Annotated in this window: 17 protein-coding genes; 9 read left to right on the top strand and 8 right to left on the bottom strand. The window is 71.4% G+C overall.

Going from position 1 to position 18,676, the window contains the following annotated elements; all coding sequences use genetic code 11:
- Nucleotides 1-118: 118 nt before the first annotated feature.
- Nucleotides 119-1,207, top strand: a complete 1,089-nt coding sequence (locus tag EDD27_RS00670) for an alcohol dehydrogenase catalytic domain-containing protein (RefSeq protein WP_127930577.1) — start codon at nt 119-121, stop codon at nt 1,205-1,207.
- A gap of 15 nt (nt 1,208-1,222) precedes the next feature.
- Nucleotides 1,223-1,714, top strand: a complete 492-nt coding sequence (locus EDD27_RS00665) for a cupin domain-containing protein (protein WP_127930576.1) — start codon at nt 1,223-1,225, stop codon at nt 1,712-1,714.
- 10 nt (nt 1,715-1,724) lie between these two features.
- On the opposite strand, the gene EDD27_RS00660 is transcribed toward EDD27_RS00665, so the two are convergent.
- Nucleotides 1,725-3,947, bottom strand: a complete 2,223-nt coding sequence (locus EDD27_RS00660) for an MMPL family transporter (protein WP_127930575.1) — start codon at nt 3,945-3,947, stop codon at nt 1,725-1,727.
- A 96-nt stretch (nt 3,948-4,043) separates the two neighbouring features.
- Between EDD27_RS00660 and EDD27_RS00655 the strand changes: the two genes are divergently transcribed.
- Nucleotides 4,044-4,568, top strand: coding sequence for a TetR/AcrR family transcriptional regulator (locus EDD27_RS00655; RefSeq protein ID WP_241563785.1), 525 nt, complete (start codon nt 4,044-4,046; stop codon nt 4,566-4,568).
- Here EDD27_RS00655 and EDD27_RS00650 read toward each other — a convergent pair.
- Complete coding sequence (locus tag EDD27_RS00650; protein ID WP_127930573.1) at nt 4,565-5,662, bottom strand: ROK family transcriptional regulator; 1,098 nt, start codon at nt 5,660-5,662, stop codon at nt 4,565-4,567. The two genes, EDD27_RS00655 and EDD27_RS00650, sit on opposite strands and share 4 nt — an antisense overlap.
- A 98-nt stretch (nt 5,663-5,760) precedes the next feature.
- Here EDD27_RS00650 and EDD27_RS00645 point away from each other — a divergent pair, with 98 nt between their 5' ends.
- Nucleotides 5,761-7,062 (top strand): Gfo/Idh/MocA family protein, encoded by a 1,302-nt coding sequence (locus EDD27_RS00645; protein ID WP_127930572.1) that lies wholly within the window; start codon nt 5,761-5,763, stop codon nt 7,060-7,062.
- A gap of 9 nt (nt 7,063-7,071) precedes the next feature.
- Here the strand turns inward: EDD27_RS00645 and EDD27_RS00640 are convergent, their stop codons facing one another.
- From EDD27_RS00640 to EDD27_RS00630, 3 genes are all read right to left on the bottom strand, one after another.
- A complete protein-coding gene (locus EDD27_RS00640; RefSeq protein WP_164903403.1) occupies nt 7,072-9,033 on the bottom strand; it encodes a protein kinase domain-containing protein in 1,962 nt (653 codons plus the stop codon).
- 110 nt (nt 9,034-9,143) lie between these two features.
- The gene (locus tag EDD27_RS00635; protein ID WP_127930570.1) at nt 9,144-10,523 is read right to left on the bottom strand and encodes a serine/threonine-protein kinase; all 1,380 of its coding nucleotides are present in this window, start codon (nt 10,521-10,523) and stop codon (nt 9,144-9,146) included.
- Between the two features lie 21 nt (nt 10,524-10,544).
- On the bottom strand, nt 10,545-11,354 hold the full coding sequence (locus tag EDD27_RS00630; RefSeq protein ID WP_127930569.1) for an LLM class F420-dependent oxidoreductase: 810 nt from the start codon (nt 11,352-11,354) through the stop codon (nt 10,545-10,547).
- An 88-nt stretch (nt 11,355-11,442) separates the two neighbouring features.
- On the opposite strand from EDD27_RS00630, the gene EDD27_RS00625 reads away from it, so the two are divergent.
- Together EDD27_RS00625 and EDD27_RS00620 are read left to right on the top strand one after the other, a co-directional pair.
- Nucleotides 11,443-12,690, top strand: a complete 1,248-nt coding sequence (locus tag EDD27_RS00625; RefSeq protein WP_127930568.1) for an LLM class flavin-dependent oxidoreductase — start codon at nt 11,443-11,445, stop codon at nt 12,688-12,690.
- Nucleotides 12,687-13,556 (top strand): TIGR03619 family F420-dependent LLM class oxidoreductase, encoded by an 870-nt coding sequence (locus EDD27_RS00620; protein WP_127930567.1) that lies wholly within the window; start codon nt 12,687-12,689, stop codon nt 13,554-13,556. Before EDD27_RS00625 ends, EDD27_RS00620 begins: the two co-directional genes overlap by 4 nt.
- Nucleotides 13,557-13,566: 10 nt before the next feature.
- Here EDD27_RS00620 and EDD27_RS00615 read toward each other — a convergent pair whose 3' ends face one another.
- On the bottom strand, nt 13,567-14,103 hold the full coding sequence (locus EDD27_RS00615) for a TetR/AcrR family transcriptional regulator (protein WP_206641180.1): 537 nt from the start codon (nt 14,101-14,103) through the stop codon (nt 13,567-13,569).
- Nucleotides 14,104-14,178: 75 nt separating this feature from the next.
- Here EDD27_RS00615 and EDD27_RS00610 point away from each other — a divergent pair, with 75 nt between their 5' ends.
- From EDD27_RS00610 to EDD27_RS00600, 3 genes are all read left to right on the top strand, one after another.
- The gene (locus EDD27_RS00610) at nt 14,179-14,721 is read left to right on the top strand and encodes an SRPBCC family protein (RefSeq protein WP_127930565.1); all 543 of its coding nucleotides are present in this window, start codon (nt 14,179-14,181) and stop codon (nt 14,719-14,721) included.
- A gap of 203 nt (nt 14,722-14,924) precedes the next feature.
- A complete protein-coding gene (locus tag EDD27_RS00605) occupies nt 14,925-15,737 on the top strand; it encodes a HipA family kinase (protein WP_127930564.1) in 813 nt (270 codons plus the stop codon).
- Entirely contained in the window at nt 15,734-16,111 is a 378-nt protein-coding gene (locus EDD27_RS00600; RefSeq protein WP_127930563.1) for a DUF3037 domain-containing protein, read from the top strand. Before EDD27_RS00605 ends, EDD27_RS00600 begins: the two co-directional genes overlap by 4 nt.
- Here the strand turns inward: EDD27_RS00600 and EDD27_RS00595 are convergent.
- A complete protein-coding gene (locus tag EDD27_RS00595) occupies nt 16,108-16,950 on the bottom strand; it encodes a GNAT family N-acetyltransferase (RefSeq protein WP_127940388.1) in 843 nt (280 codons plus the stop codon). The genes EDD27_RS00600 and EDD27_RS00595 overlap by 4 nt on opposite strands.
- A 72-nt stretch (nt 16,951-17,022) precedes the next feature.
- Nucleotides 17,023-18,612 (bottom strand): alpha/beta hydrolase, encoded by a 1,590-nt coding sequence (locus EDD27_RS00590; RefSeq protein ID WP_241563784.1) that lies wholly within the window; start codon nt 18,610-18,612, stop codon nt 17,023-17,025.
- Nucleotides 18,613-18,676 lie beyond the last annotated feature (64 nt).

The following is an 18,676-nucleotide window of genomic DNA, read 5'->3' as shown; positions in this document are numbered from 1 at the left end:
GATTTGGCCTAGCGCTCGCTTGGTTTTGCGCTGAGCGTAAATTCGCCCAGAGGGGCTGTCAACGGCATACCTAGCAATCGCTTGCTTACAATTCGGCACCGGGGTTACCGTGTGGCGCATGCTGATGCGCGCGGCCGTGCTGACCGGATTCCAGGCCCCGATGGAGATCCGCGAGGTGGAGATCGCCGATCCCGGGCCGGGCGAGGTGCGCGTGCAGATCAAGGCGTCCGGGGTGTGCGGCTCGGATCTCAAGGCCATCGACGGCAAGAGCCCGGTGGTGAGCAGGCTGCCCTTCATCCTCGGACACGAGAGCGCGGGCGTGGTGGAGAGCGTCGGCGCGGGCGTCACCTCCGTCACGCCCGGCGACCACGTCATCATCTCGATGAACGGTCCCTGTGGCCGGTGCCGCCCGTGCGGCGCGGGCCGCTTCCACCTGTGCTCGGGCCCCGCCCGGTTGCCCACCATCATGGGCGGCCTGCCCAGGATCACCCTCGACGGCCAGGAGACGCGGCGCTTCATCGGCATCGGCTCGTTCGCCGAGTACGCGGTCGTGAGCGAGGCCATGTGCGTGAAACTGCGCAAAAGCGTGCCGTTCGCCGCCGGGTGCCTGCTGGCCTGCGGCGTCGTGACCGGCGTCGGCGCCGTCCTGAACGTGGCCGAGGTCCCGCCCGGCGCCTCGGTCCTCGTCGTCGGCTGCGGCGGGGTCGGGCTCAACGTCATCCAGGGCGCGGTGCTCGCCGGCGCGACCACGATCATCGCCGCCGACGTGGCCGAGCACAAGCTCAAGCTGGCCATGCAGTTCGGCGCCACCGCGACCCTGACGGCGGGGAACCTGCCCAAGCAGGTGGCCGAGCTCGCGCCGGGCGGCGTCGACTACGCCTTCGACGCGACGGGCGTGCCCGGCGTGCTGGCCCAGGCGTTCGCCGCGACCCAGCCGGGCGGCACGACGGTCATGGTCGGCAGCCCGCCGGCGGGGCAACCGCTGGAGCTTGACCCGGGGCTGCTGTTCGCCTCCCGTCGCCTCATGGGCACCCAGGGCGGCGACGCCGCCCCGCACCGCGACCTGCCCATGCTGGCCGCTCAATACCTGAGAGGCCGGTTGGACCTCGACGGCCTGATCTCCGAACGCCTCCCGCTCGACCAGATCAACGAGGCCGTCGCGCACGTCCGCCAGGGCACCGTCGCTCGCACGGTGATCACCTTCTGACGCTATCCTGCCGACATGTCCTACCCCGAGGCCCAATACCTGGGCGAAACCGGCGAGATCAGCAGCACGCTACGACCGGCAGGCGGAGAGCCGGACCTGACGATGGGCACCGGGACACGGGTGCACTACCTGGGCACCGGCGGCTCCACGAACGGCGCGTTCGGCCTCTACCGGTGGGAGATGGGGCCGAAGCCCGGGGGCGCCGGCGCGCATTTCCACCGGACGATGACCGAGTCGTTCTACGTGCTGTCCGGCACCGTGCGTCTCTACACGGGCGAGACGTGGGCGGCCGGCCGGCCGGGCGACTTCCTGCACGTGCCGGAAGGCGGCATCCACGGCTTCCGCAACGAGTCGGGCGAGCCGGCCTCGATGCTGATCCTCTTCACGCCGGGCGCGCCCCGCGAGGCGTACTTCGAGGAGCTGGCCGAGATCTCGACCAGCGGCCGCCAGCTCACTCCCGAGGAATGGACGGACCTCTACCTGCGCCACGACCAGTACATGGTGTGACACCTCTTCACTAGACCCCCGCCCCGACGGGTTCCCGGCGCTCGGCGACCGGCTCGTCCTCCTCCTCCTCCTCGTGCCCCTCCACGGAGAGGTTCGGCAGGAGCCGGTCCAGCCAGCGCGGACACCACCAGTTCCACCGCCCGAGGATCACCATCGTGGCGGGCACCAGGAAACCGCGGATGATCGTGGCGTCCACCGCGATGGCCACCGCCAGCCCCACCCCGAACGTCTTCACCATGGCGTCCGGGTATGCGATGAACGCCACGAACACGGCCACCATGATCAGAGCGGCGGAAGTGATCACCCGGCCCGTCGAGCCGAGCCCTTCCGCCACCGCGCGCGCGTTGTCCCCGTGCCTGGCATGCGCCTGCCGCACCGCCGTCAGCAGGAACACCTCGTAGTCCATCGACAGGCCGAACAACACCGCGAACAGCAGCAGCGGCACATAGCTCTCCACCGGCACCGAGAAGAAGATCGTCTGCAGGTAGGAGGCGTTCGCCGGCGGGTCCATGCCCACCAGCCCGCTGCCGAGCCCGAACGAGAACACCAGCGCCAGCGCCCCGAACGCGGCCCCGAGCGAGACCAGGTTCATCACCGCGGACTTGACCGCGACGACCGGCGCGCGGAAGGCCAGCAGCAGGAGCAGCGCGCTGAGCAGCACCACCACGCCGATGACCAGCGGGGTGCGCTCGGCCATGCGGTCCCCCGCGTCGGTGAGACCCGCGACCTTCCCGCCGACGTGCACGTCGACGCCGGGCAGCGCGATGGCCCTGATGTCCCTGACGACGCCGGCGGCCCGGCTGTCGCTGGGGGCGTACTCCGTGACGGTCTGCAGCAGGACCGCGCGGCCGGAGGCGTTGACCTTGGGGGCGGCCACGTGCGCCACCCCGTCGACGGCCTTCACCTCGCGGGCGACCTCCTCGACGATCGGGTCCTTCGCGCTCTCGACCTGGGACGGCAGCTGGGCGATCACGATGAGCGGGCCGTTGGAGCCGGGGCCGAAGCCGGTGGCCATCAGCTCGTACGCGCGCCGCGACTCCGAGCCCTGAGCGCCGTACCCCTCGTCGAGCGAGCCCAGCTTGAGCCCGAGCGCGGGTGCGGCCAGCGCGCCCAGCACGGCCACGCTGGCCGCCAGCGTCCCCCACGGGCGACGCGCCACCCACGACCCCAGGCCCGCCCAGCCCGTGCCGGAGGAGCCGCCGCGGCCCAGGAACGGCACCTTGAGCGCGTTGACGCGGTGGCCGAGCAGCCCCAGCATGGCCGGGACAAGCGTGATCGAGGTCAGCACGGCGGCGACGACGGAGATGCCGGTGACCCAGCCGAGCGTGGCCAGCAGCGGGAAGCCGGCCAGCATGAGCGCGCTCAACGCGATGATCACCGTGCCGCCGGCGAAGACGACGGCGCCGCCCGAGCTCGACACGGTCCGCCGTACCGACTCCACGACCGGCACCCCCTGAGCCAGCAACCGGCGATGGCGTGACAGCAGGAACAACGCGTAATCGATGCCGACGCCGAGCCCGATCATCGTGGCCATGATCCCGGCCTGCTTGGGCATGTCCACGACCCAGCCGAGCAGCCCGATCACGCCGAGCCCCGACGCCACGCTGACCAGTGCGGCGAAGATCGGGATCATCGCCGCCACCAGTGTCCCGAACGCGAACACCAGCACCAGCAGCGCGCAGACCACGCCGATGATCTCGCTGGGACCGGTCTTGATCTCCTTGTCGGCGGGGGTCGAGGAGTCGGCGGGCACGACTTCCATCCCGGCGGCCCTGGCCGGGTCGGCGGCCTTCGACAGCGCCCGGGTGGTCTCGGCGAGCTTGTCCGGGTCGTGGCCCTCCATACGGATGGTGATGAGGCCGATCTGCAGGTTGGAGGCGATGCCGCCCCTGCGGAACGGCGTGTCCACCTGCACGACGTGCGGCATCGTCCGCAGGCCGGCGATGGAGCGCTCCACGGCCTGCTGACGCTTTTCCTCGGTGAGAGGGCCGTCCGCGGAGTACACCAGCAGCTGGACCGTGCCGCCCTGCGCGTAGCCGGGACCGAAGCCCTCCTTCATGAGGTCGTGCGCGCGCTGCGCGTCGGTGCCGGGAATGCTCGCGTCGTTACTGGTGGGGCTGCTGAACGCGAGGTTGGCGCCCATCAGCGCGGCGGCCGCGATCACCCATAACGCCAGTACGATCTTGCCGTGCCGCGCGCACCAGCCGCCCAGCCGTCCCAGCCACAGCGCCATTGCTCAGCCCCCAACTCAGCGGCCGTCCTGTACGGTCGTACAGGACATACGATAAGGCGGGTATGTTACGGAACGCGTACAGCGCGGGAAAATGAGATGATGACCACAGCCGACGACACCCGCAGCCGCATCCTGGCCGCGGCGAGAGAGCTGTTCGCCGAACGCGGCTACGCGGCCACGTCGCTGGCCGACATCGCCGCCGCCGTCGGCCTGACCAAGACCGCCGTCGCCTACCACTTCCATCCGAAGGACCGCCTGGCCGCCGAACTGCTCTCGCCGGCCGCGGACGAGATGCTGGCGTTGCTCGGCACGGACTACGCGGACCGGGCGGAGTTGGTCGAGGCCCTGGTCGCCTTCTCGGTGCGCTACCGCTCCGTGATCCGGCTGTTCATGGAGGACCTGTCCGCGGACGACGCGGTCTCGCCGGGCTCGAAACGGGAGACGGTCAAGACGTTCAGGGACGAGATCCACGCCAGGCTCGTGGGTGACGATCCCGCCCCGGAGGCCAGGGTCAAGAGCTGGGCGTTGCTCGGCGCGCTGCTGTGGGGCGTGGTCAGGACCATGGACCTGCCGGAGGACCAGGTGCGTGCCGTGCTCCTCGAGTCCTGCCGCGCCTTCTAGATCCCGAGGACCTCCCGCTCCACATGATCGAGCGCGAGGCGTACCGCGCCCAGCGCCACCCCCTCGTCCCCGAAGGTGGACACGACCACCTCGGGCACGCTCACGCACAACTCGGCCAGGTGCCGCCGGAGCGGTTCGAGCAATACCTCGCCGGCCCGCGCGTGTCCGCCGCCGAGCACCAGCAGCTCGGGGTCGACGGCCAGGGCGAGCGCGGAGGCGCCGATGGCGAGCTTCTCCGCGTAGTGGTCCACCCGGCGCGCGGCTTCGCGATCGCCGCCGAGCGCCGCCTCGAACACCACTGACGCCGGGGCCTCCTTCACCAGCTCGCGGGCGGCGTCCTCCCAGCCGACCTGGCGCAGCGTGCCGATCTCGCCGGCGGCCCCGCCGCGTCCCGTATGCAGGCGGCCGTCGATCAGGATGCCGGCGCCCGTGCGGTGGCCCGTCAGGACGTACACGACGTCGGAGGCGTGCTGCGCGCTGCCGCGCCAGTGCTCGGCGAGCGCGGCGAGGTTGGCGTCGTTGGCGGCCAGCGCGGCGCCGCCGAACCAGCGCCCGGCCAGCCCCGCCAGGTCCACCCCGGTCCAGCCCGGCAACGTGAGCGACAGTGACACCCGCCCGGTGCGGTCAACGATGCCGGGGGTGCCGGCCGCCACCGCCCACACCTGCCTGCGTGCCACGCCCGCGTCGTCCACGCAGGCCAGCGACGTACGCCTGGCCGCCTCCAGCCGTTCGGGGGCGGCGGCGTCGACGGAGACGGCGGCCCGCCGCCAGGCGATCACCTCGCCGTTGAGATCGGCCAGCGCCACCACGATGCCGTCCCCGCCGACCTCCACGCCCACGACGTGGCCGGCGTCGGCTCGGAAGGCGAACCGCCGCGCGGGCCGCCCCATCACGCCCTCGTCCGGCGGAACCTCCCTGACGTAGCCGCGCGCGGCCAGCTCGTCGAGCACCGCTTCCACCGTCTGCCTGGACAGCCCGGTGATGCGGCTGAGCTGCGTCAGCGTGGCCACGCCCGCGCGCCGCAGGGCCTTGAGCGTGACCTGGGTGTTCACCTTCCGCAGCAGCGACGCGTCACCCGGCCCGAGCTCGGTCACTTATGAGACCCTCTCCCATAATTGCGCTCTTGACCGCTACCAGCCAGGATCCTAGCATCGGCCGACATACGTGAATTGGTTACATAAGTGGAGGCGTCATGGTCACGCTCGCCGTCATCGGCGCGGGTTCGCGGGGGACCGCCTATGCCCGCCACGCCGTCGCGACCGGCCGGGCCCGCGTGGTCGCCGTGGCCGATCCGCTGGCCGGGCGGCGCGGTCGTTTCCCCGGCGCCGAGGAGTACGCGGACTGGCGTGAGCTGGCCGCGCTGCCCCGCCAGGCGGACGCCGTGATCGTCGCCACCCAGGATCGCGACCATGTCGAGCCCGCGGTGCGCTTCGCCGGGCTCGGCTACGACATCCTGCTGGAGAAGCCGATGGCGGTCTCCGAGGACGACTGCCGGGCCGTCGTGGCGGCCGCCGAACGATCCAATGCGATCTTCGCGGTCTGCCATGTCCTGCGGTACACGCCGTACACGCGGGCGTTGAAGGCGCTGGTCGACTCCGGCCGGATCGGCGAGATCGTCAGCATCCAGCATCTGGAGCCGGTGGGCTGGTGGCACCAGGCGCACTCGTACGTGCGGGGCAACTGGCGGCGTACGGACGAGTCCACGTTCATGTTGCTCGCCAAGTCCTGCCACGACCTCGACTGGCTGGTCCACCTGACCGGCAGGCGGGTCACCCGCGTCTCCTCGTTCGGCGGGCTCCACCACTTCCGCCCCGAGCACCGCCCGGCCGACGCGGCCGAGCGCTGCCTGGACTGCACGGTGGAGCCGGAATGCCCGTACTCGGCCAAGCGCATCTACCTGCCGCTGGCCGGGCGCGCGGAGTGGCCTCTGTCGGTGCTCACGGACGACGTCTCCGAAGCCGGCGTGCTGGAGGCGCTCAGGACCGGCCCGTACGGCAGGTGCGTGTACGCCTGCGACAACGACGTGGTCGATCACCAGGTCGTGAACATGGAGTTCGAGGGCGGCAGCACCGCGTCGTTCACCATGACCGGTTTCACACCGGCGCTGCACCGGCAGACCCGGATCTTCGGCACCCGCGGCTCGATCGAGGGCGACGGCGACCGCCTGACCGTCTTCGACTTCGTCACCGGCCGGTCGGAAACCGTGGAGACCCGTCCCAGTGGACCGGAGCGGAGGAGCTCGGGGGGAGAGAGCGAGGGACGAGCCAACGAGCCCCGAAGCGGCCGCGACCATGAGCGAGCGACGGCTCGGGGCGGTCACGGAGGTGGTGACGAGGCGCTGGTCGAGGCGTTCCTGACCGCGGTCGCCACGAGAGACCGCGGGCCGATCCTCTCCTCCCCGGCCGAGAGCCTGCACAGCCACCTCATCGCCTGGGCGGCCGAGAGGTCACGTCAGCAGGGCGAGACCGTGACGGTGGAAGGCGCACTCCGCTGAGGGGTTGCGTCACTCTCCGGAGACCGGGCCCGTCGGGGTCTCCGAAGGCTCCGTGGGGTCGGGACCGGACTGTCCCTGCAGCCCGACGACGATCAGCACCGCGGTTCCGGGCGCCGCGCAGGTGCCCGGCAGGACGCTCTGGCTGAGGATCATCCCCACGCGTGACTCGTCCTCCACCACCTGGCCCTGGAAGCGCGCCCGGAACCCGGCCGCCGCCAGTGCGCCCTGCCCCTCCTCCCGGCTCTTGCCCACGACGGGCGGAACGGCGGCGCCCTTGCGTGCCACCGTGAGCGCCACGGGCGTGCCGCCTGCCACCCGCTTGCCGGCCTGGGGCTGCGTGCCGAGCACCTGCCCGTTCGGCTGGTCGGAACAGGCGTGGGTGACGGTGCCGACGGCGAGACCGGCACCGGTCAGGGCGGATTCGGCGGCCTTGCGCTGGAGGCCGACGACGGATGGCACGGCCAGCCCCGCCGACACCTGGAGCGTGACCGTGCTCCCCTTGGGCACGGCCGCGCCGGAGGCGGGTTTGCTGCTCAGCACCTGGCCGATCTTCTGCGGCGAGTCGGCCTGGGTCACCGCCCCGGCGACCAGTCCCGCCCGCTGGATGGCCTTGATCGCCTTGGCACGATCCAGTCCGGCAAGCTCCGGGACGGGAACCGTCACCGGCGCCGCCACTGACGACTCGAGAGGCGGCTTGCGGGCCTCCTGCGTTTCCTTGGGTTCGGCGGGGGACGACTTCTCGGCGAAGGGCTTGGACGGCGCCGGCTCGGACTGCGCGGGCGGGGCCGGTCCCGCCACCTGTGCGGCGGGCTCGTTCTTGCTCAGGTTGGGGATGACCACGGCGAACAGCACGGCCGCGGTCGCCAGGAGGGCCGCGCAGACGGCGACGGCGGCCCGCGGCCACCCCCTCCTGCCGTGGCCTTCCGTGTCAACGGTCCGCACACCGTCGTCGCCCGCCCCGGAAACGGACGCCAGGCCGGGCTCGGATGCCGTTGCCGGATCGGACGGCTGATCAGAGGCCTGATCGTCGCCGGTCCGGCCCGGCAACATGTACCCACCGGGCAGCCCGGTGGCTTCCGGGTCGGCAATGGGCGTCCGGGGCTCGGGGACCAGGGGTGGAGTGATCCACAGGATGTGCGGCGGCGGCGTGCCGAGCACCTCGGCCGGCAGCTCGTCCGACTCCCCCAGCAGCTCGAACAGCAACTCCCTGCTGGTCGGCCGGTTCCTGGCGTCCTTGTCCAGGCAGGACTCCACCAGCCGCCGCAGCCGCCCCTCCAGCAGCCCCAGCTCCGGCGGCGCGGTCAGGATGCGGTGCAGCACCGGCGCCACCGAGTCCTGCCCGAACGGCGCCGTGGCGTTGGCCGCGAAGCACATCGTCGCGCCCCACGAGAACACGTCCGCCTTCCCCGTGACGGCCGACGCCGTGATCTGCTCGGGCGCCATGTACGCGGGCGTCCCCACGCCCCTGCCGCTCACCGTGGCCGCCGCGTCCAGCGCCCTGGCCAGGCCGAAGTCGATCACCCGGGGCCCGTCCGGCCCGAGCAACACGTTCTGGGGCTTGAAGTCGCGATGCACGATGCCCGCGCGGTGGATGGCCGTGATCGCGGTCGCGGTGCTGACCGCCAGCCGCTCCAGCGCCCCGCCGCGCCGCGGCCCGGTCAGCGCGACCTCCCTGGCCAGCGAGGGCCCGTCGACGTATTCGCTCACGATGTACGGCCGGCCCTCGTCGAACCCGGCGTCGATCACCTGGGCCGTGCAGAACCTCGCCACATGCTTGGCCAGCTCGACTTCCCGTAAGAACGCCGCCCGCTCGTCCCCCACCGGCCCGTGCAGCAGCTTGACCGCGTACGTCTCCCCGCCCCGCGAACCGAGGAACACCGCGCCTTGACCACCCTCGCCCAGGCGCCCGGAAAGCGCGTACTCTCCGAGTCGCTGCGGGTCCCCCGTTCTGAGCGGCTGTGCCGTTGGCACGGGGCGCCTCCCCTCGCCGCCACCCCCACTTCTGCTCTCTACTGAAAGCAACGGACCGCCAACAGTCAACGGTGCTCAGGGCAATCGCCGCCTGACCGTGACACAGCAGGTCAAGAGGTGCGGGTGACCGTACCCGAATACGTCACCTCGTCCTTACCCTGGCGCGTCACTTTGATGGCCATTTGGTCGGCGTACGACGTCGGGAACATCCGCAACGTCCCCGGATAACACTCCTCGCCCACGACCCGATCGAGCGCGAACACCGTCCCGCTCCCGGTCCGCCCGAGCCGCCCGGAGCAGCGCAGATCGGCTCCCCATCGCATGGCCCCGCCGTCCACGCCCAGCCGCAGCTCGACGGGGAAGACCCGCTGGGCGGTGAAGTGCTCGGCCGAGCCCTTCCACGTCCCCTCCAGCCCGGGTCCCTGCGCACCGCGCATCCAGAACACGAACCCGGCCACCGCCATGGCCACCCCGGCCACCGCCACACCCGCCTGCCAGGCCCGCGGCCGACGCCTGGGACGCTCCGGCTCCGGCGTGGTACGAGAGACCGCGGGGAAGCTGGTGGTCGGATCGGGATCCGTGAACGATTCCCCTGGGGACGTGACACTTCCGCCGCCGGCGATCGCCGACAACCCGGAGCGGGATATGGCGGCCATGGCGCCGGACGACAGCACGTCGTCGCCTGCCGCGTCCTGCCCCAGCAACCACCGCAGCACCTCCTCGGCGTCCGGCCGGTCCCCCGGCGCGGGCGCCAGGCAGGCCTCCACGATCTCCCGCAGCCGCCCGCTCAGCGGCCCCAGGTGCGGCTTGCCGTACAGGATCCTGGCCAGGACCTCGTGATAGGTGTCCGCCGTGTACGAGTGCCGCCCCGTCGCCGTGTACGCGACGGTCAGCCCCCACGCCCACAGGTCGGCGGCCGGCCCGGCGGGCTCGCCCTTGATGCGCTCGGGCGGCAGGTACGCCGGCGTCCCGACGGGAATCTGGCTGGTGGTCGCCGTCGTGGCGGTGACCAGCCGGGACACCCCGAAGTCGATCACCCGCGGCCCGTCGAGCCCGAGCAGCACATTGCCCGGCTTGAAGTCCCGGTGCACGACGCCGGCCCGGTGGATGGCGCCGAGCGCGGTGGCGGTGCCGATGGCCAGGCGCTCCAGGGATCCGCCCAGCCGCGGCCCCTTGGTGAGGACGTGTTGCTGGAGCGACGGCCCCTCGACATACTCGCTGACCAGGTAGGGCCGGTCTCCTTCGAGGTCGGCGTCGAGCAGCTGGGCCGTGCAGAACGCCGCCACCCGCCGCACCGCCTCGACCTCTCCCAGGAACCGGCGGCGCACGTCAGGGTCACTGGACAGGCTGGCGTGCAGCAGTTTGATCGCGACCTGCGCCCCCTGCGGCGAATGGCCGAGGTAGACGACGCCCTGGCCGCCCTGCCCGAGCCTGTGCGACAACCGGTACGCCCCTAGCCGGCGTGGGTCGTCAGTTCGTAGCTCGGACATATTCCGGCATTATGCCGGGGGCTAGATCAGTTGCGCATAATCATCGAGGATCGGGAGGACCGTGTCGGCCGGGCCGCTGGGCAGCGTGGCCACCGCCTCCTGGATGCCGAGCCCGGCGAAGTAGTCGAGTTTCTCCCTGGTCGGCCGCGTTCCGAAGGGGATCACCTCGGCCATCGGCCGCCCCGCCTTGTCACACGCCTCGCGCAGCGCCGGCAGCGCGGCCTTGATGCCGGCGCCGCCGATCGGCATCCAGCCGTCGGCGTACTCGGCGACATGGGCGAACAACTTCGGCCCCGCGGCACCGCCGATGTACACGGGCGGGCCGCCGATCGGCTTCGGCCAGGACCAGCACGGCTCGACGCCGTCGAAGGAGGCCACCTCGTCGCGCCAGAGCGCCTGCATCGCCAGCACGTTGCGCCGGGCCACCTCCCGGCGGCGGGCGTACGGGACGCCGTGGTTCTCGATCTCCTCCACGTTCCAGCCGAAGCCGACGCCGACCGCGACCCGCCCGTCCGACAGGTGGTCCAGCGTGGCGATGGCCTTGGCGGTCACGATGGGGTCGCGCTGGGCGGCCAGCAGGATGCCGGTGCCGACGCGCAGCCGCCGGGTCGCGGCGGCGGCGAACGAGAGCGCGACCAGGGGGTCGAGCGTGCGCTTGTATTCCTCGGGCAGCTCGTCCTGCCCGGCGGCCGGGGGCGTGCGGCGCGAGACCGGGATGTGGGTGTGCTCGGGCAGCCAGAGGGAGTCGAATCCGCGTTCCTCGGCCGCTCTGGCGAGCTCGTCGATCGGCATGGCCAGATCCGTGGCGAACATCGTGACGCCCAGCCTCATGCGCCCTCCTCGTAGTTAACCAAGCGATTGCTCGGCTAAGATTTCCAGAGTAGCTTGCGTAGGAACCGTCCGCGGAAAGAGGTCCCCGGTGAAGTTTTCCATTTTCCTGAATCCGCAGATTCCAGGCTCTGGATACGCGGCCGAGGAGAACGCCAAGGCCAAGCGCCCCATCGGGCGGGACACGGAGTCGTACCAGAAGCTGCTGCACGAGGTCCGGGAGATCGCCGTCCACGCCGACCAGCTCGGGTTCGACGCGCTGATGATGACCGAGCACCACTTCCACTCCGAGGGCATGGAGTTCTCCGTCAATCCGCTGATGTTCCTCACCGACCTCGCCGCGCGTACCGAGCGGATCCTGCTCGCTCCGCTCGGCCTGGTGCTGCCGGCCTGGGACCCGATCAGGGCGGCGGAGGACGTCGCGCTGCTCGACCAGTTCAGCAAGGGACGGCTGCGGCTGGGGGTGGCGCGCGGTTACCAGAACCGCTGGATGAACGTCCTGGGCCAGCGCTGGCACGCGGCCGCCGCCCGTTCGGACGGCTCGGCGTCCGACACGCGTAACTTCGACGTCTTCGGCGAGGTGCTGAAGATCATGAAGCTGGCGTGGACCGAGGAGACCCTGCGTTACAAGTCCGACGTGCTCGACTATCAGGTGCCCTATCCGTACGACGGCATCGAGGGTTGGCCCGCCCAGGAGTGGACGCGGACCTTCGGCGCGCCCGCGGAGCTGGACGAGGAGGGCAAGGTCGTGGCCGTGTCGGTCTGCCCGCGGCCGTACCAGAACCCGCACCCCGAGCTGTGGCAGCCCTTCACGATCTCGGACCGGTCGGTCATCAGGGCCGCGCAGGAGAACATCCTGCCGTGGATGTTCACCCCCAATCCGGACGACCACGCCGCCAAGGCCAAGCTGTACCAGGAGGAGTCCGCCAGGCAGGGCCGCCACTACAAGCTGGGCGAGCACACCGGCATCCTGAAGATCGTCGGGATCGCGGACACCACCGAGCAGGCGATCAACACCTTCGGCCGCAGCATCCCCAAGGACTTCGCCGCCTTCTTCGGCCCCTTCGGATATCTGGAGGTGCTGCGGAAGAAGGAGGACGAGAAGCACAAGCCGATCTCGCCGGAGAAGGGCGACGCCAAGCGTATGAACGACGTCGAGATGGCCCTGTTCGGCACGCCTGACGACGTCAAGCGCGGCATCCAGCGCATGCTGGACCGGATGCCGGACCTGGAGTGGTTCGGGCTCTACATGCAGGGGCAGCAGGGCGTGCTGCCGCTCGACACGGTCAAGCGCAACCTGGAGCTGTTCGCGACCAAGGTCGCCCCGGAGTTCCGATGAAGATCTGGCTGGGGGCCTCCTTCGTCGACGCCGACCAGTTCGTGGAACTGGCGCGGGCGGCCGAGCGCTGCGGGTTCGACACGCTGACGCTGTCGGACCACCTCTTCTACGCCGACTTCGCCACGCCGTACCCGTACTCGCGGTCGGGGCGGCCGCGCTGGGACGCCACGACGCACTGGCCGGACGTGTGGGTGACGATCGGGGCGATGGCCGCGGTCACCACGTCTCTGCGCTTCTCGCCGAACGTCTACATCGCCCCCGCCCGGGACCTGTTCACCGTGGCCAAGCAGGTGTCCACGGCGGCGGTGCTGTCGCGCGACCGGGTGACGTTCGGGGTGGGCGTGGGGTGGTGCAAGGAGGAGTTCGTCGCCACCGGACAGGACTTCCACACGCGGGGGCGGCGGCTGGACGCCATGCTCCCGGTGCTGCGCTCGCTCTGGGCGGGCGAGACGGTCAGCCTGGACGGCCTCCCGCCCCTGTCGATCTCACCGACTCCTGCCCAGCGCATCCCGGTGTACGTGGGCGGCGACAGCGAGGCGGCCCTGCGGCGGGCGGCCCGCGCGGGCGACGGCTGGATCGGCAACCGCATCTACACGGAGGAGCAACTCGACCCCGTGCTCGACACGCTGCGGCGGCATCTCGACGAGAACGGCAGGACCGGGCCGTTCGACATCATCGCGCCGCTGGCCGTGCTGCCGGACGCGGACGCCTACCGCCACTTCGCCGCCAAGGGCGTGACCGGCACGATGGCCGCCCCGTGGTGGCTGGCCACCCCGGAGGAGAAGGCACGGTACGGCGAGGGCACGCTCGAGCTCAAGATCGCCACCATGGAACGCTTCGCGGAGGAGGTCATCGCGAAGCTCTGATGCTCCGAGGTCAGGCCGGCGGGAGGCCGAGCTCGGCCATGAGCGGGTCGACCAGGTCGAGCGGCGGCTCCGTCACCACCCCGACGCGGGCCAGTGCGGCGAGCCCCAGGTAACCGCCGTACCCGGCCAGCACCCGCCGGCGGGCCTCCGCCGGCGGCTGCCCGGCCTCCTCCAACGTGGCCTGCATGTACGCCAGCCGCCGCTTGCTCACCCGCCGCACCACCGCCCCCACCACCGGATCGTCGGCCTCGCTGATCAGCCGGAACGCGACGGCCGCGTCGCGCCCGTCCCCCAACGCCCGTTCGAGCAGCGTCCGCATGCGCGCCACCGGATCGCGCACCGCCTCCAGCCCGGCGATGATCTCCTCGGTCTCGGCCTCCCAGCGCCACAACGCCGCCTCCACCAGCGCCTGCCGGTTGGCGAAGTGCCAGTAGAAGCTGCCTTTCGACACGCCGAGCCGCACGGCCACCGGCTCGACGGCGACAGCCGCCAGCCCGCCTTCCGCCAGCGCGTCCAGCGCGGCCCGCGCCCAGTCATCCGCGTTCAACCGACCCACCCGGCCAGCCTGCCATACGGCACCGTATAGTCGGCACCATACGCATCCGTATGGAAGAGGTGGCCCATGTCCCAGCTCGCCGACCGGCTCATCCCCCGCCCCGACGCCGCCGAACGCCACTCCATCGTGATCAATGCCTCGCGCGAGCGTGTCTGGGACACCCTCACGCACCTGCACCCGTCGGACGTCCGCCTCGCCAAACCGCTCTTCGCCGCCCGCGCGCTGGTCTCGCGGTTACGCGGCGGGCGCCCCCATCCCATTCCGCCCGCATTCACGCTCCTGGCCGAGGAGCCGGGCCGCGAGATGGTTCTCGGCACGATCGGCCAGTGGTGGCGCCTGGGCCGCGCCGAGGACACGCCGTCCGTCGCCACCGCCGGCGACTTCGACGCCTTCGACCGCCCGGGCTACGCGAAGGGCACGTTCAGCTTCGTGTTGGAGGAAGCGGGCTCGGGGCGGGTGCGGCTGGTGACCGAGACCCGCGTCCTGGCCACGAGCCCGGCCGCACGACGGGCCTTCCTGCGGTACTGGGCGGTGATCCGCCTCGGCAGCGGCCTGATACGCCACATCATCCTCGCCGCCGTCCGCGCCCGCGCCACCCAAGCACCCTAGGCGTCCGGCCCGTCGGCGAGGTTCTTCATGATGCGCCGCAGCATGTCCGCCACCTGCGCCACCTCCTCCGGCGGGCCTCGAGGCGGGCCTACGGCGTGGGGCAGGCGGGCCGGTGGCGTGGGGCGAGCCGGATCCCGGTGGGCGGGGGATGGCGGGGAGGGGCTGGGGAGGTGGGTGGGGTGGCTGGGCGGTAGCCTCGTCTCGTGCTGGATAAGATCGCAGCCACCCGTTATGTGACCCCGTTGCGGGAGGGCGGGTCGCTGCCCGGCGTCGTCGAGGCCGACGACCTGGGCACGTACGTCGTGAAGTTCCGCGAGGCCGGCCAGGGCCGCCGGGTGCTGGTCGCCGAGATCATCGCCGGCGAGCTGGCCCGCAGGCTGGGGCTCAAGACCCCTGAGCTCAAGCTCATCGACCTGGACCCGCAGCTCGGCCTTCGCGAGCCGGACGAGGAGGTCCAGGACCTGCTCAAGGCCAGCACCGGGCTCAACCTGGCGGTGGACTTCCTGCCGGGCGCGCTGGGGTTCGAGCCGCTGGCGTGGGTGGCGGATCCGGTGTTCGCGGCACGCGTGGTGTGGTTCGACGGCCTCATTCACAACATCGACCGGAGCTGGCGCAACCCCAACCTGCTGGTCTGGGACCGCGACACCTGGCTGATCGACCACGGCGCGTCGCTCTGGTTCCATCACAACTGGCCCACGGCGGATCCGCAGCGCCCGTTCGACGCCGGTGACCACGTGCTGGAGCCGTTCGCCGGCGACGTGGCGGCCGTGGGCGACGACCTGGCCGGGAAGATCACACGGGAGCTGCTGGAGACCGTGACGGCTCTGGTGCCGGACGAGTGGCTCGACGGAGAGCCAGGGTTCGACGGCCCGCAGGCGGTGCGGGAAGCGTACGTCGACCATCTGGTACGACGAGCGCACGGGCCGCGCGAGTGGCTGGTGCGCGGCGAGGAGCGGGCCCCGCGGCGGTCCGGGCCTGGGTCCGTCGGCGAGTTCTGGCGGGGAGGCGGCCGATGACCAGGGACGTGTACGAGTACGCGGTCATCCGCGTGATCCCCAAGGTGGAGCGCGGCGAGCAGATCAACGCGGGCGTGCTGCTCTACTGCCAGCCGCGCGCCTACCTGTGCGCGCGGGTCGAGCTCGACCCGGCCCGGTTGCGCGCGCTCGACCCGACGGCCGACGTGGACGCGGTACGCCGGGCGCTCAGCGCGTACGAGCTGGCCTGCGGCGACGAGCCGGGGCCGCTGAAGGCGGAGTCGCTCGGGGGCAGGTTCCGCTGGCTGACGGCGCCCCGCAGCACGATCGTGCAGACGGGTCCGGTGCATGCGGGCCTCACCGCGGACCCGGACACGGAGCTGGCCCGGTTGTTCGACAAGCTCGTACGTCTCTAGAACAGCACGGACATGAAGGTGTCGACCTCGACGAAGCCCACTTTGCGGTAGACGGCCCGCGCGGATCGGTTGTAGTCGTTGACGTAGAGGGTCACCAGCGGGGCGAAGCATTCCATCGCGGCCTCGACCACGGCGGCCATGCCCGCCACCGCGTGCCCCTTGCCGCGGAGCTCGGGGTCCACCCAGACGCCCTGGATCTGGCAGGCCTGGGGGGTGACCGCCCCCACCTCCGCCTTGAACACGACCTTCCCGTTGTCGATGCGGGCGTAGGACCGGCCGATCCTGATCAGCTCGGCGACCCTGGTGCGGTAGAGGGCGCCGCCGTCGCCGAGGTTGGGCGAGACGCCGACTTCCTCGGTGAACATGGCCACGCAGGCCGGCAGCAGGATGTCGAACTCCTCCGGCCGCACCCGCCGGACGAGCGGGTCGGCGGGCACCGGCGGCTTGCGCGAGGTGGCCATGACGGGCTGCGCCCAGCGGATCGCGCGCGCCCGGCCCCAGTACGGCTCGAGCCGCTCCCACAGCAGGGAGACCGCGTCCACGGGCCCCACGATGGACGAGCAGCGCCGCCCCTGCTTTCGGGCGCGGTCGGCGAACGCGTGCACCGCCTCGGGACCGGCGCTGACCGGGACCATGTTGGCACCCGCGTAGCAGAGTGACACGAGGCCACCGCGCGGCCCGAATCCCCACATCTGCCCGCCGAGCCGAGCCGGGTTGAGTCCGACGGCCCGCACCCTGGAGGAGACGAAGACGTTGGCGACCGGATCGGAGTCCAGCAGTGCGAGAACCTCGTCCCGGTCGCTGTCGTCAAGCACGCGCGACGCCGATGTACGCAGCATCACATGGTCAGACTACGCGAAGGGTTACCGATTAGCTCATCATGCGATGCCCGCGGTAACCCTTTCTTGACGTCATCGTGCTCCAAGCACCCCCGTGAGCACCCCCAGGAGGTCGTGGCGCTGGACCGGCGGCTCCGCCGCCATGCGAGCGACCACCGGACGGGGCTCGGGCCGAGCGTCGCAGACCGCGTCACGCGGAGGCAGGGACCCGTCCGTCAGGTACGCGGCCAGATGCCGGTCCACGCACTGGTTCCCCGCCAGCGAGGCCCCATGGTTGCCCCCCTTGTCGACCACCATGCGGGCCGTGGGGAAGCGCGCGCGCATCCGCAGCGCCCCCTCGTACGGCGTCGCGGCGTCGCCACGGGACTGGAGCATGAGAATGGGCGGCAGCGTCGCCGAGCCCCGCACCTCGACGGGTTTCCCGCCCGCGACCGGCCAGAAGGCGCAAGGGGCGTTGTACCAGGCGTTCGACCAGGTCATGAACGGCGCCTGGCGATGCATCTTCGTCATGTCGGCCCGCCAGCTCTCCCACTGGCGCGGCCACGTGGCGTCGCGGCACTGGACGCCCAGGTAGACGGCGTAGCTGTTCTCGTCGGCGGCGTCATTCTTGCCGTGCTTGGTGTAGGCGTCGACCAGGCCCTTCACGTCGCCCTTGCGGACGTAGGACGACCAGGCCTGGGCGAACTGGGGCCACACGCGGTCGGTGTACCCGGCCATGGTGAAGGTGTCGTCGAGCTCGCTCGGGCCCACGATCCCGCCCGCCGGGCGGGCGCGCAGCCGGTCGCGCAGCGCGTAGTAGGCGAAGGACGTCTGCGTGACCGTCGCGCCCAGCTTGTACGTGGAATGGTGCCGGGCCGTCCAGGCGAGGAACTGGCGGTGCCGGCGCTCGAAGGCCTGGTCCTGCGCCAGGTTCGTCTTGTACCAGACGCCGGTCGGGTCCACGTTGCTGTCCAGGACCAGGCGCTTGATCCGGTGCGGGAAGAGCGTGGCGTACACGGCGCCCAGGTAGGTGCCGTACGAGAAGCCCAGATAGCTGATCTTCTCCTCACCCAGTGCCGCGCGGATCGTGTCCATGTCCCTGGCCGAGTTCTCGGTGGTCAGGTGCGGCAGCAGCCAGGACCAGAACTGGCCGCAGCGGGTGGCGTACTCGGCGGCCCTGCCCAGCAGGACCCGCTCGTCGTCCCGCGTCCGCGGGACCGCGTCCGGTCTCGGGGCCTTGTAGAAGACCTCCGGGTCCACGCAGTGCAGCGCCGGCTGGCTGCCGCCGACGCCGCGCGGATCGAACCCCACGATGTCGTAACGCTCGCTCACCTTGGCCGGCAGAGACATGGCCACGTATTCAGCCAGGTTCCGTCCGGACGCCCCGGGGCCGCCCGGGTTGATGAGCAGCGTGCCGAGGTGGTTGGCGTCACGGGACACCTTGGCCTTGATCCTGTTGATCGCCACCTTGATCGACTGGCCCAACGGCTGGCGGTAGTCGAGCGGCACCCGTACGGTGGCGCACTCGACGTTCGCGTTCGCCGCCTTCCCGGGGACCGCCGGACAGGCCCCCCAGGCCACTGGCGCTCTCCCTGCGGCGACGGCCGGCGCCCCACCACCGGCGACCGCGACCCCTGCGACGAGCACCACCATTCCGGCGACAACCCCAACTACCCGCTTCACCCGGCCCCCTTCCCAGTCATAGGCCTTGCGATGCTCTCGTGAGCGACCGCGCCGTGACGCTGGG

It is taken from the genome of Nonomuraea polychroma, assembly GCF_004011505.1.
Lineage (GTDB): Bacteria > Actinomycetota > Actinomycetes > Streptosporangiales > Streptosporangiaceae > Nonomuraea > Nonomuraea polychroma.
This window is presented reverse-complemented; position numbering and strand designations above follow the sequence as displayed.

Coding starts and splice junctions, on each gene's coding strand:
- EDD27_RS00670 (WP_127930577.1), top strand. CDS start 119: ATGCTGATGCGCGCGGCCGTGCTGACCGGATTCCAGGCCCCGATGGAG.
- EDD27_RS00665 (WP_127930576.1), top strand. CDS start 1,223: ATGTCCTACCCCGAGGCCCAATACCTGGGCGAAACCGGCGAGATCAGC.
- EDD27_RS00660 (WP_127930575.1), bottom strand. CDS start 3,947: ATGGCGCTGTGGCTGGGACGGCTGGGCGGCTGGTGCGCGCGGCACGGC.
- EDD27_RS00655 (WP_241563785.1), top strand. CDS start 4,044: ATGATGACCACAGCCGACGACACCCGCAGCCGCATCCTGGCCGCGGCG.
- EDD27_RS00645 (WP_127930572.1), top strand. CDS start 5,761: ATGGTCACGCTCGCCGTCATCGGCGCGGGTTCGCGGGGGACCGCCTAT.
- EDD27_RS00635 (WP_127930570.1), bottom strand. CDS start 10,523: ATGTCCGAGCTACGAACTGACGACCCACGCCGGCTAGGGGCGTACCGG.
- EDD27_RS00630 (WP_127930569.1), bottom strand. CDS start 11,354: ATGAGGCTGGGCGTCACGATGTTCGCCACGGATCTGGCCATGCCGATC.
- EDD27_RS00620 (WP_127930567.1), top strand. CDS start 12,687: ATGAAGATCTGGCTGGGGGCCTCCTTCGTCGACGCCGACCAGTTCGTG.
- EDD27_RS00610 (WP_127930565.1), top strand. CDS start 14,179: ATGTCCCAGCTCGCCGACCGGCTCATCCCCCGCCCCGACGCCGCCGAA.
- EDD27_RS00600 (WP_127930563.1), top strand. CDS start 15,734: ATGACCAGGGACGTGTACGAGTACGCGGTCATCCGCGTGATCCCCAAG.
- EDD27_RS00595 (WP_127940388.1), bottom strand. CDS start 16,950: ATGCTGCGTACATCGGCGTCGCGCGTGCTTGACGACAGCGACCGGGAC.